Here is a 12,608-nt window from a genome sequence, read left to right on the forward strand (position 1 = left end):
GCGGTGTCGTCCTGCGCGAACCGGGCATGCCGTTACGCCACCTGCTGCATCGCATCCGCCGCCTCGTGCCGCATGCGCGGCCGGCCCGCCGGCAGTGCCGGCTCCGGGCGCACGAAGTTCTGCAGGCGCGCGAGCCGGCGCACGTCGAACGCGCGCGATTGCGGATCGAAATGCCCCGACAGGTTCGCCACCAGCGACGACGCCTGGCCGGTCCGCCCGCGCTCGATCAGGTGATCGGCGAGATCGAGCGTGCCGCGCAGCGCCCACATCGCGGCGCCTTGCCCGTTCGCGGTATGGATCCCGGTCAGCAGATGCCGGTGCCCTTCGACTTCGTACGCGAGCGCGGCATCCGGCTCCGCGGTACGGGCCTGCTCGAGCATCGCGAGCCCCCGGACGCGCAGCAGTTCCGGCACGAACAGATGCTCGCCGTGCGCGCGGCAGCGCGCGAGCGTCGCGTCGAGTTTCGCGCATGCCTCGGCCGCGCGGCCGGTGCGCGTCAGCCCTTCCGCATACGCGACGACCAGCGGCGCGAGCAGGCGCCGGAACCCGCTCGCCTCGATGCGCCGCAGCGCGGGTTCCAGGCGCGCGAGACCGGCGCCGGGATGCCCGGCCTGCATGTCGAACTGCCCGGCGAGGCCTTCCGCATGGCTGAGCCAGATGTCGAACCCGTTCGCCTCCGCGGTCGAGCGCAGCGTGCCGAGATAGTCGGAAATCACGTCGTGATCGCCGTAGCGCAGCGCGATCGGCACGGCCGCGGCGCCGAGCACGACGCACAGCGCCAGCCCCGACCCGGTGCGGCGCGCGGATTCGACCGCCTGCGCGGCCAGCCGCATCGCGTATTCCGGATCGCCCTGCATCCAGACGAGCCGCATCAGCATCGTGCGGCCGAGCGTCGCGACGTCGACCCCGAGCGCGGCTTCCGCGCAGGACGGCTCACCGGCCACGTCCAGCCCGGCGGTCGCGGCCTCCAGCCGCTCGCGGGCCTGCGCGTGTTCGCCGAAGTAATGCAGCGACGTTGCGACCATCGCGTTCGCCAGCAGCCGCTGCGGCCGGTCGCCGCGCCGTTCGGCCGCGCGCTCGAAACGCGTCGCGTAGCGCAGCGATTCGTGGATGTCGGAGCGCGTCAGCATCGTGTTCCACAGCCCGACCAGCGCGCACGCGTCGAACGCCTCGTCGCCGATCCGGCCCGCGAGCACGAGCGTCCGGTCCCACATCGCGGCCGCCGCGTGCGTATCGCCGTCGGTATGCAGCAGCGCCGTCGCGTAGGCCGCGCGCAAGCGCAGCTCGCGTGCCGCGTCGATGCTGCCGGCATCACCGGTTCCGCCGGCCTCGATCGCGTCGAGCGCCCGCCGCGCCGGTTGCGCGCATTCGCGCATCCGCGCCGGTTCCAGCAACGCGAGCGCCAGTGCGTCCGCTTCGTGCCCGCGCGGCTCGACCGCGACGGGCTCGTGCGGCGCCGGCGCCGGCGCGTCCGCGGCGACACGCGGGCTCGCGAGATCCGCGGCCGGCGCCAGCGCCTGCATCCGCGCCTCCCCGTGCTCGCGTTCGTAGCACGCATGACGCTCGGCGACGAGGTCGAATTCGCCTTCGTTGCGCAGTTTTTCGAGCGCGTACGCGCGCGTCGATTCCGTCAACCGGTAACGCGCGTGCGCGCCGTGGAACTCGACGGTCACCAGCGACTTCGCGACCAGTTCGCCGAGCACAGCGATCGTCTCGGCGGCCGACATCCCGGGATCCATCGCGACCTCGCGCGCGGCATCGAACGTGAACGGCCCGATGAAGCACGCCATGCGGCGAAACAGCGCGCGCGCGGCCGCATCCAGCAGCACGTAGCTCCAGTCGAACGTCGCCCGCAACGTCTGGTGGCGCGGCAGCGCCGAGCGCAGCCCGCCGGTCAGCAGGTTCAGCCGGTCGTCCAGACGCGCGGCGACGGCCTCGAGCCCGAGCGTCGCGACGCGCGCGGCAGCCAGCTCGATCGCGAGCGGCAGCCCGTCCAGGCGCCGGCAGATGTCGCCGATCAGCCGGATGCCGGCCGCATCGACCGCGCAGTCGGGCGTGGCGGCACGGATCCGCGCGAGGAACAGCTCGACGGCCGAATGACGCACGATCTCGTCGAGCGGCGCGTCGCTGTCCGGCACCGCCAGCGGGCTCACGCGAAACACGGCTTCGGCCGAGATATGCAGGGGTTCGCGGCTCGTCGCGAGCACGCGCAGCGACGGCGCGCGCGACGTCAGCGTATCGACGAGATCGGCCACCAGATCGACGACGTGTTCCGCGTTGTCGAGCACGAGCAGGGCCGGCGACGCGGCGAACGCGCCGGCGATCGGGGCGATGCCCGGCACGCCGACGGTCTCGAGGCCGAGTTCCGCGGCGATCGCGAGCAGCACGTCGTCGCGCGTCGCGGCGCTCGCGAGCGCGACGAACAGCACGCGTTCGCCGGAGCGCTCGCGCAGCTCGTGGGCGACGCGGCCGGCCAGGCTCGTCTTGCCGATGCCGCCCGCCCCGACGAGCGTGACGACCGGTGCGCGCTCGATCATGTCGACGATCTGCCCGATCTCCGCCTGACGCCCGACGAGCGAAACCGGGCGGGCCGCCGCGACGGGGTCGGCCGGCAACGCGGCTGCGCGCGGCGCGGGCTCGGGCGCGACGGCGGGCGGCGCGATCAGCAGGTAACCGCGGCCCGGCACCGTCTTGATCAGGTCGCGGTCCGCGCCCAGCGCCTTGCGCAGCGACGCGACGTGAACCTGCAGCCGGTTTTCCTCGACGATCAGGCCCGGCCACACGGCATCCATGATGTCGTCCTTCGACACGACGGAACCGTTGGCACGATGCAGCACTTCAAGTATGTCAAGCGCGCGTGCGCCGATACGCAGCGACGCGCCGTGGTGGCGAATGTCCCGCTGCTCGAAATCCACCGACAACGTCCCGATCTGGATCATGGCCGCCTCCAGGTTCCCCACGATGACCGCCGTGTGAACACGGCCGTTCACCAGGGCGGGAATGCACACCCGTGCAGCGCTGCCGGCCGGGCGCAAAGTCTCAAAATGTGGACTGAGTGTAAACACCGAATTAACAAAAATCTTGAAGGAAAATGCGCTGGCCTCCCGCCCACCGGCGCGCCCGCGGGCGGGTGCCGCGCCGAATGAAAATGGGGTGACATCGGCCCCGCGTTGGCCATGGCGGCGCGCTCGCGTGCCCGTCGAGGCCCGCGCGGTGCGGGTCGGGCCGCTGGCAAGCATTTCGTCAGCAAGTGGACATTTATTCAAGTTAACTTGGGCCGGGTGAGTGCACCGTTTAAACTTCGCGTAAATATGTTCGCGCGCCGCCCCCCAACGAAGGATTGTTCCGCCATGCCAGATTCCCTCGCCGCGCCCCCGGCCGCACGGCCGAAAGACACGCTCGGCTGCCTGTCGAGCCTGCTGTCCAAGGACATCGAACGCTCGGTCGGCGGGCTCACGCTCCATCGCAAATGCATGCGCGACGAGCACTTCGAGCGCATCGAGATGTCGGCCAGCGATCGCGGCTTCCTGATCGGCGTGTCGCTCAACGACGGGCATCGGCGCACGATCTACGGCGGCACCGGCCAATCCCGCTCCGAGCGGCGGTTCCAGCACAACTCGATCTACATTCGCGACTTCTCCCGGAATTTTCGGGCCGACCTGTACGGCAAGTTCGACTTCCTGCTGGTCGAGCTGTCGCACGCGTATCTCGACGGCCTCGGCCGCGAGCACGACGGCACCGAAATCGGCGGCCTGACCTGCGCGCCGGACGTACAGGACGAGGTGCTGGGCCATCTCGCGCACGCGGTGGCCGACAGCCTCGACGAGCCCGGCGTGCTGAACGCGCTGTTCGTCGAGCAGATGGGGCTCGCGATCGGCGCGCATCTCGCGCGCCAGTACGGCAACGCGGACGCGCGCGACCTGCGGCACAAGGGCCTGCTGTCGCCGGCGAAGACGGCGCTCGCGAAAGAGCTGCTGATGGAGAAGGCCGATCTCGGCGTGTCGATCGAGGAAGTCGCGCGCGAATGCGATCTGTCGCGCGGCTATTTCATTCGTGCGTTCTCGCGCACGACGGGGCGCACGCCGCATCAATGGCTGCTCGAACAGCGCGTGATCCGCGCGCGGCAACTGATCGAGACGACCGACATGTCGCTCGCGGAAATCGCGGCAGCCTGCGGCTTCGCTGACCAGAGCCACCTGAACCGCGTGTTCGCGCGCATCGTCGGCCATCCGCCCGGCGCCTGGCGGCGCGAACTGACGCGCTGACGCGGCCGCGCGCCGCGCGCCACCGCTACGCGCGCATCGCGGCACATCACGGCACATCACGGCACATCACGGCCCGCATCGCCCGTCGCTCACCGCAGCGGCGTCGCGTCGTAATTGACCGGCACCCAGTCGTACTGCTCCCCGTCCCTTCGCAAATGCCCGAGCCCGGGAAACGCGATGTGCGCGGCGCCGACGAGGTAACGCTGGTCCGCGACACGCTTCAGCGTATCGCGCCGGGTGCGGCGCGCCGCGTCCGCATCGCTGTCGTACTGGACCGTCGCGTCCGGGTCCTGCAGCTGGATCGCCGCGACGTGCACGATGTCGCCCCACGCGAGCAGCCCGGCGTCGCCGCTCTCGATCAGGTATGCGGTATGGCCCGGCGTATGGCCCGGCATCGGCACAGCGCGAATGCCGGGCGCGAGCGTCGCTTCGCCGCGAAACGTCCTGAAGCGGCCCGCCGCCACGTACGGCGCGACCGACGCGGCAGCCGCATCGAAGAACGACGCGAGGAACGCCGGCGCCTGTGCCTTGTTGTCCGGATCGAGCCAGTAGTTCGCTTCGATCTCGTTCACGCGCACCACCGCGTTCGGAAAGGTCATCCTGCCGTTCGTCACGATGCCGCCGACATGATCCTTGTGCAGGTGGGTGAGCAGCACCTCGTCGATCTGCTCCGGCGCATAACCGGCCGCACGCAGGTTCGCGAGCAGCTTGCCGCAGCAATCGCCGTACAGCACGCCGGCCCCCGAATCGACGAGGATCCGCTTCGTGCCGGTATCGACCAGGAACGCGTTGATCGAGCCCTGCACGGGCGGCTCGAGAAACGCGCGGTCGAGATCGCGCCGGATGTCGTCCTTCGAGATGTCGCGGAACACCGTATCGACCGGAAACGGATGCGTGCCGTCGGACAGCGCGACGATCCGCAGGCTGCCGAGCTGCTGCCGATAGAAGCCGGGCGCCTGATCCGCACCGCCCGGTTCGGCGGCACACGCGGCCGATGCGAGGATGCCGAAGCACCATGCGATGACCAGCATGCCGCCGGTACGCCAGTTCAGGTTCCTCATGTCCGCTCCCCGGTTGCGTATCGAGATATCGCGCGCGCTGCCGGCCCGGCCGGTCAGGCGCGCGACACCGAGCTTACCGGCCGGTTTCGCAATAATCCTGAGCACGACATGAATCGTTCTGAAAGCCGGCGCGGCTTACGCGGCCCGATCCCGCGCGCGCTGCGCGTCGAGCAATGCAGCGCGAAACACGTCGGCCGGCTGCGCGCCGCTGACGACCGTCGTACCGATGCGCGTCGACGGCACCGACGCGATGCCGTCGCGCACCGCCGCCTCCTCGAGCGCGACCACCGCGTCGAGCCCTTCGCCGGATGCGAGGAAGGCACGCACCGCGTCGCCAACCAGGCCGGCGCCGGCCGCGACCTCGACCAGCACGTCCGTATCGCCGATATCGCGGCCGTCGCGGAAATACGCGGCAAACAGTGCATCGACGAGCGCGACCGCGCTGCCGCGCTGCTGCGCGAACCAGACGAGCCGGTGCGCGAGCCGCGTGTTCGGCGTGCGCGCGATCCGTGCGTGGTCGAACACGAGGCCCGCTGCGCGGCCGGCGTCGGCCACGTGCGCATCGAGCGCCTGCGAACGCGCCCAGCTGCCGAACTTCGCGCTCCGGTACGCCTTGCGGTCGATGCCGCCGGCCGGCATCGTCGGGTTCAGCTCGAACGGCACGAACCGCACGTTCACGGCGCCGGCCAGGCCGGCTGCCTCGATCGCCTCCGCGAGCCGGTGCTCCGCGATCCAGCACCACGGGCAGATCAGGTCGTAGGTCACGGTTACTTCGACGGGTTTCATCGTCATCTCCTGTACATTGCAGTCCGGAAGATAACGCTTGCGCGGCGACGTTAGAATGCGAACGGCACGCAATGCATCGTTGCGGCCTGCACAAAGGCACGAAGACTCGAAGAGCACGACATGGACAAATTCTCCGCGCTGCGCGCGTTCGTCGAAGTAGCGGAAGCCGGCGGCTTCTCGAGCGCGGGGCGCCGCCTCGACCTCGCGGCATCGTCGGTGGTACGCGCGGTGGATGCGCTCGAGGCGTCGCTCGGCACCGTGCTGCTGAACCGCACGACGCGCCAGGTCACGCTGTCCGATGCGGGCGCCATGTACTACGCGCGCGCGAAGCAGCTGCTCGAGGAACTCGCGGAAGCCGACGCGCTGGTGTCCGATCGCGGCGACGAGCCGTCCGGGCCGCTGCGCGTGTCGGTGCCGGTCGCGTACGGCGTGCGCCGCATCGCGCCGCACGTCGCGGCGTTCCTCGCGCGCCATCCGAAGCTCGACCTCGACCTGCAGCTCACCGACGAACGCGTCGATCTCGTCGCGAGCCGCATCGACGTCGCGATCCGGCTCGGCGAAGCGGCGCCGTCCGCCGAAGTCGTCGCGCGAACGCTCGGCACGTTCCAGCGCTATGTCGTCGCGAGCCACGACTACCTCGCCGCGCACGGCACACCGGCCGCGCCGGGCGACCTCGTCGATCACGCGTGCCTGCGCTTTCACTTCGGCGGCGACCAGCAGGCGTGGTCGTTCGTCGACGCGCACGGCACGGCGCAGGTGCGCGTTGCCGGGCGCCTGAAATCGAACCACAGCGAAGTGCTTCGCGATGCGGCGCTCGACGGCGCCGGCATCGCGCTGCTGCCCGACTGGCTGGTCGAGGCCGACGTCCAGTCGGGCCGCCTGCGCCGCCTCTTCGAGCAATACGACGTGACGCCCGGCACGGCCCGCTCGGTCGTCACCGCGCTCTATCTGCCGACGCAGCGCGGCTCGAAACGCGTGACCGCGTTCATCGATTTCGTCGAAACGCTGGTGCGCGCGCCGCATTGAGCCGTCCGGCGGCGTGCCGCGCGACGCGCGGCGCCGCGCTACCAGCCGAACTTCGCTTCGACGCCTACGTAGTCGGCATTGCGCGCGCCGAGCGCGCGGATCGAATCGGCGATCTGGAAGTGCACGGCCTCGACGGCCAGCGCCATGTTCGGATTGACGAGCCAGTCCACGCGGGCCTGCGCATACATCCCCGTGTACGAACCGCCCTTGCCGGCCGTGCCGGGCACCGCCGACATCCCCTGCCCGTAGATCGCATCGGCCGTCGTCTCGCGCCACTGGAAACCGACCGCGGTCAGCACCGTCACGCTGCTCGACGGCTTGAACGTCAGCGACGGCTTCACGTGAATCAGGTTGCTGTAGCCGGTGTAGCCCGCGAGCGTGAAGTAATAGCCGTTCGGGAACAGCGGGTTGAAGGTGCCCATGCGTCCGTCGCCGGGATGCTTGTCGCCCGATGCGCCGTCGACCTGGATGCCGACGCGCGGCGTACCCGGCGTCTTCGCGAACGTGTAGCCGCCCAGCGCGCCGAATGCCCACGCGCCGATCGTGTCCTGGCCGATGTGCCCGGTCTGGAGCATCGCCTCGACGTCCCAGTCGAACCCGCTGGACTTGCCCGCGTAGCGCATGTCGAACACGTCGCGCCGCTCGGTGCCGGCCCCCGCGATGTAGCGCGCATTGTCGCGCGTATAACGCGACCAGTACGCCGACAGGTCGCCGGGGCCCGTGTTGGTGCGCTCGACACGCACGCCGTCGAACCGCAGGTGCCGGTTCGACACGTCGTCGAACGACGCGTCGTTGCGATACTGCACCGGGCGCGTCACATAGCCGATCAGCCGCCACTTGCCGATTTCGTAATCCGCCCACAGCGCGTCGAACGCCTGGCGCACGTTCGGGCCGTCGCGCACCGACACGAACCGCTGCAGGTCGTACGCCATCTCCTGCCGGCCGATCCGCGCCTTGAACGTGCCGCCGCCGATCTGGTCGACATACGCGACGAACGCCTGCTCGATATCGAGCTGATCCTTGTCGACGGGCGACACCGTGTCCTTGCCGAACGGCCGCGCATCGACGAACTGGACGAACGCCTGGACATGCCCGGCGTAACGCAGGTCCGCATGCACCGTCGCACGCTGGATCACGTAGTTGTCGTCGTGCGCGGCGCCGAGCCCGAACAGCGGCGCGTTGTTCAGCTCGAAGCGCTCGCGCAGGTTCGCGCCGAGCGACAGGTAGGTCGACGGGTCGCCGCCGAGCGGGATGTACTTCAGCGCATCGCCCGGCTGGCGCGGCACGCACGGGTTCGCGAGCACCGACCAGTCTTCCTGCCAGCGGTTGAACAGCACCGTGGGCCGCTTCGCGGTACACGTCGTGCCGGCGGCCGGGGCCGCCGAAGCTGTCGAAGCTGTCGAAGCGGCATCCTCGGCCCCGGCCGCCGTACCCGCATAACCCGCGACGCCGCCGGCCAGCACGGCGGCCGGCAGCACGCGCCGCCATGCCCGCCCCATCGACCCGCGCTCCATCACTTCGACCGCGCGTGGATTTCGGCGACGTAGCCGCCCGGGAACTGCACGAGCGCTGCATCGCGCCCGTCCGACGTGAACGTCGGCACCAGCACGGTCACGCCCGCGGCCTGCGCCTGCTTCAGCGTCGCGGCCAGGTCCGGCACTTCGTAGCCCGTCATCTCGCGGCCGAACGGGTAAGGCAGATGGCCGTCGGTGGCGAGCACGGTCATCTTGCCGAAACCCGATTCGATGCGGATGCGGCGATACGTATCGTTCGGCCGGCCGATCTCGATGCCCGGCGCCTTGCGCACGTCGGACACCACCTTGCCGCGCGAGAACGCGACGAAGTCGTGCACCAGCTTGCTCGCGCTTTCCGGCGACACGTACACGCGGTTTTCCGGCACCGTCTGCAGCGGGTCGTATTTCGGCGCCTGCGTGTGCCAGTAGAGCTGCATGTTCACGCCGCCCGGCCAGCGGATGATCGCGTCGCGGCCGATCGGGTCGGGGAACGTGTCGACGACCACGTCCGCGCCGTGCGCACGCGCCGATTTCATCGCGACGTCCATGTCGGTGACGAGGTAGCCGGTGCGCTCCTGGCAGAACGGATAAGGGATCGGCGTCTTGAAGCCGAACACCGAGATCGTGCCGGCCGGCGTGAACACGAGCTGCGACATCGTCTGGCTCGGCGTCGGCGTGACCTGGAACACGCCCTGCTGCGATTTCTTGCCGCCGAACGTCGCGACGAAGCTGTCGGTGAAGCGGTCGAAATCTTCCGGCGCGACGCACACGTGCGTCGTGTCGTACTGCGGGCCGACCGCGACGGCCGGCACCTTCACGGACGACGTGTCGAGCAGGCGCGTCTCGTCGGCATGGGCCGGCGCGGTTGCCAGCAATGCGCCGAGCACGGCCGCCGACGCGGCCGTCAGCCGCCATGCCTGTTGCAATTTCAGTGCGATCATCGGGTTCTCCTTGAAAGTGGCACGCGCGGCCACATGCCGCGCGCGCATTCAGCGTGACGTCGGCCGCTCGTCGGGCCGACCGGATTGATAGGCGAGGAAGCACAGCACCGCGAGCGGCAGCGCGAGCGCCCAGAACGCCGCGAACAGATAAGCCATCGCGCCCGCGCCGGCGCCGAGCGCGAAGCCCGCGACCGGCGGCAGCGTGCGCCGCAGCCGCACGCGCGCGGCTGCGCGTTCGGCCGGCGCGGCGAGCGGCACCAGCCAGTCGAATGCATCGATCACCGCCTGCGTGACGTTGCCCGTCATCACCGTGTTGGCGACGACCGAGCGGGCCGTCAGCCGCGCGTGCGCGTTCTGGACGCCCATCGCCGCGGCGCCGAGGAGGCCGCACAGGATCGTCCTCGGCGCGTCGGCATCGGCGATCGGCGAGGCCATCACGCCGGCCAGCATGAACCCGGCCAGCAGCACGGCCTGCAGCGCATACAGCGAACGCGCGCGCACGCCGTGGCCCAGCTGGCGCATCCGGTGGTCGAGCACGCGCGCGACGACGATGCCCGCGATGAAGGCCGGAAACGCGAGCCACTTGATCGCGAGCCCTTGCCCGACGCCGGCCAGGCCCGAGCCGATCAGGATGAAGTTGCCGGTGACGTGCGCGGTGAACAGGCCGAACAGCGCGACGAAGCCGAGCGTGTCGACATATCCCGCGATCGACGCGAGAAACACGTCCTCGCCGCGCACGCGGTCGGGCACGGCGCCCGCGGTTACCGGCTGCGACGGCATGACCGGGTTTCCTGGATGGTGGCGCCGGCCCCCGGCGAGATCTGATAACGCATGTTCCGCTCCGGTTGCGCCGACCGGCCCGGCCTGCCGACTGGCATCCGGCCCGTGCGGCGGTTCGGAAGCCAGACTAGTGAAGGCCGACCTTAATGTCATGGCGCCCGCCTGAATTTTTCTGAATCGGCGGCGGGCTCGCGTGGCCGGGGGGCCGGGCCGGCACGACGCGGATTGCGCCCCGCACCGGCCCCGCAGCGCGCCGAAAGCCGCGCCGCGCACGGCATGCGGCCTGTCAATCGTGCTATTTTTCGATCGATAGTTAACGCAGGCGCACCACCGGGAGCCGATGCATGACCGAAAGAAAACGCAGCACGCCGGCCCGCGAGCGCGGGACGGACGCCGACGGCAACGCCGTCACGCCGGGCCGCCGGCTCGCGCCGGAAGCGCGCGAGCGGCAGATCGTCGAGAAGGCGATCGAGCACTTCGCGACGCACGGCTTTTCCGGCAGCACGCGCGAGCTCGCGCGGCAGATCGGCGTCACCCAGCCGCTGCTGTACCGGTACTTCCCGAGCAAGGAAGCGCTGATCGACCGCGTGTACGACGAGATCTACACGTGGAACCCCGACTGGGAAAAACTGATCGCCGACCGCACGGTGTCGCTGCAGGAGCGGCTCGTCGCGTTCTATCGCGACTATGCGCAAACCATCCTGCGGCGCGAATGGATCCGCACGTTCATCTTCGCGGGGCTCAGCCGCGAGGGGTTCAACACGCGTTACCTGTCGCGGCTGCGCGAACGCGTGTTCCTGCCGGTGCTGCGCGAGCTGCGGCACGAATACGACCTCGCGACGCCCACCACCGAGGCCCAGCGCAATGCGGAAGTCGAGCTGGTCTGGAGCCTGCACGCGAGCATCTTCTATTTCGGCGTGCGCAAGTGGGTCTACGGCCTGCCGGTGCCCGACGATCTCGACACCGAGATCGAACGGCTGATCGACGCGTTCCTGCACGGCACGCCCGCCGCGCTGAAGCAGCTCACGTCGGACGCACCCGCGCGGCGGCGCCGGCGCGGCTGACACCGGTGGCAGGCATGCCGGACGACGACGGTCGAATCGTCGCCCGGCATGTTCACGCTCGCGCGTCTTCGTCAAGCCCGCACGCGACCGGACGCCACCGGCCGAGCGAATCACACGGGGATTGGGAGCCGCCTGCCACAGCCGGCCCGTGACCCGGCGGCCCGGTTCCGGCCGTGCGCGCAATCACGCGAATTCAGAACAATTTATCCGGCGCGCCGCACGATTCGCCTATCCTCGAAAGGCATTTGCGGCCGCGCCGGTTTCGCGCGGGCCGAACCGAACAGCGACCGCCCCATGACCCACGCCATGCCTTCGATCACCCATCACACCGTCACCGCGAACGGCATCCGCCAGCACTACATCGACGCCGGCAGCGGGCCTGCCGTCGTGCTGCTGCACGGCTTCCCCGAGACGAGCTTCGCGTGGCGCTTCCAGATCCCCGCGCTCGCGCAGCGCTACCGCGTGATCGCGCCCGACCTGCGCGGTTACGGCGAAACCGACAAGCCGGCCGCCGGTTACGACAAGCGCAACATGGCGCGCGACGTCGCCGGGCTGCTCGACGCGCTCGGCATCGGCCGCATCGCGCTCGTCGGGCACGACCGCGGTGCGCGCGTCGCGACGCGTTTCGCGAAGGACTTCCCCGAGCGCGTCGACCGGCTCGTCGTGATGGACAACGTGCCGACGCGCATCGTCGCGCAGAACATGACCGCGCAAACGGCGCGCGCGTACTGGTTCTTCCTGTTCCACCAGGTGCCGGATCTGCCCGAGGCGCTGATCGCCGGCAAGGAAGCCGAGTGGCTCAGCCACTTCTTCTCCGACTGGTGCTACAACCCGCACGCGATCTCCGGCGACGCGTTCGACACCTACGTGCGCGCGTACCGGCGCCCGGGCGCCGTGCGCGGCGCGCTGGCCGACTACCGCGCGAACGCCGAGGACGTGCAGCAGGATCTCGTCGACGCGGACGTCAAGATCGCGTGCCCGACGATGGCGCTCTGGGGCGAGGATTTCTACGCGGTCGGCAAGATGTTCGACATGAAATCCGTGTGGGAAAGCATGGCGACGGACCTGCGCGCCGAGCCGATCGCACAGTGCGGGCACCTGCCGCAGGAGGAGCAGCCGGAGCGCGTGAACGCGCTGCTGCTCGACTTCCTGCAGCACTGGGAAGGCTGAT

The 12,608-nt window shown here is 70.0% G+C and carries 10 protein-coding genes; 4 read left to right on the forward strand and 6 right to left on the reverse strand.

Annotated features, from left to right (window positions below; translation table 11 throughout):
• Positions 1–32 precede the first annotated feature (32 nt).
• On the reverse strand, positions 33–2,939 hold the full coding sequence (locus AB3K92_RS03210; RefSeq protein WP_369464428.1) for a winged helix-turn-helix domain-containing protein: 2,907 nt from the start codon (positions 2,937–2,939) through the stop codon (positions 33–35).
• Positions 2,940–3,350: 411 nt separating this feature from the next.
• On the opposite strand from AB3K92_RS03210, the gene AB3K92_RS03215 reads away from it, so the two are divergent.
• Entirely contained in the window at positions 3,351–4,265 is a 915-nt protein-coding gene (locus AB3K92_RS03215; protein ID WP_059492759.1) for an AraC family transcriptional regulator, read from the forward strand.
• A gap of 89 nt (positions 4,266–4,354) precedes the next feature.
• Here AB3K92_RS03215 and AB3K92_RS03220 read toward each other — a convergent pair whose 3' ends face one another.
• Positions 4,355–5,296 (reverse strand): MBL fold metallo-hydrolase, encoded by a 942-nt coding sequence (locus AB3K92_RS03220; protein ID WP_369464634.1) that lies wholly within the window; start codon positions 5,294–5,296, stop codon positions 4,355–4,357.
• Positions 5,297–5,461: 165 nt separating this feature from the next.
• Entirely contained in the window at positions 5,462–6,112 is a 651-nt protein-coding gene (locus tag AB3K92_RS03225) for a DsbA family oxidoreductase (protein ID WP_369464429.1), read from the reverse strand.
• Between the two features lie 120 nt (positions 6,113–6,232).
• Here AB3K92_RS03225 and AB3K92_RS03230 point away from each other — a divergent pair, with 120 nt between their 5' ends.
• The gene (locus AB3K92_RS03230; RefSeq protein ID WP_369464430.1) at positions 6,233–7,138 is read left to right on the forward strand and encodes a LysR family transcriptional regulator; all 906 of its coding nucleotides are present in this window, start codon (positions 6,233–6,235) and stop codon (positions 7,136–7,138) included.
• Between the two features lie 38 nt (positions 7,139–7,176).
• On the opposite strand, the gene AB3K92_RS03235 is transcribed toward AB3K92_RS03230, so the two are convergent.
• From AB3K92_RS03235 to AB3K92_RS03245, 3 genes are read right to left on the reverse strand one after another with little or no spacing between them, the layout of a single operon-like run.
• A complete protein-coding gene (locus AB3K92_RS03235) occupies positions 7,177–8,637 on the reverse strand; it encodes an alginate export family protein (RefSeq protein WP_059855991.1) in 1,461 nt (486 codons plus the stop codon).
• A gap of 14 nt (positions 8,638–8,651) precedes the next feature.
• Positions 8,652–9,593 (reverse strand): glyoxalase, encoded by a 942-nt coding sequence (locus AB3K92_RS03240; protein ID WP_369464431.1) that lies wholly within the window; start codon positions 9,591–9,593, stop codon positions 8,652–8,654.
• A gap of 48 nt (positions 9,594–9,641) precedes the next feature.
• A complete protein-coding gene (locus AB3K92_RS03245) occupies positions 9,642–10,373 on the reverse strand; it encodes a YoaK family protein (protein WP_048027023.1) in 732 nt (243 codons plus the stop codon).
• A gap of 344 nt (positions 10,374–10,717) precedes the next feature.
• Between AB3K92_RS03245 and AB3K92_RS03250 the strand changes: the two genes are divergently transcribed.
• Together AB3K92_RS03250 and AB3K92_RS03255 are read left to right on the forward strand one after the other, a co-directional pair.
• Positions 10,718–11,437 carry a TetR/AcrR family transcriptional regulator gene (locus AB3K92_RS03250; RefSeq protein WP_021158247.1) on the forward strand — a complete coding sequence of 240 codons (720 nt, stop codon included), beginning with the start codon at positions 10,718–10,720 and terminating at the stop codon, positions 11,435–11,437.
• 294 nt (positions 11,438–11,731) lie between these two features.
• On the forward strand, positions 11,732–12,607 hold the full coding sequence (locus tag AB3K92_RS03255; RefSeq protein WP_059587589.1) for an alpha/beta fold hydrolase: 876 nt from the start codon (positions 11,732–11,734) through the stop codon (positions 12,605–12,607).
• Position 12,608: the final 1 nt, after the last annotated feature.

This window comes from Burkholderia sp. Bmkn7 (genome assembly GCF_041103175.1).
Taxonomy (GTDB): domain Bacteria; phylum Pseudomonadota; class Gammaproteobacteria; order Burkholderiales; family Burkholderiaceae; genus Burkholderia; species Burkholderia cepacia.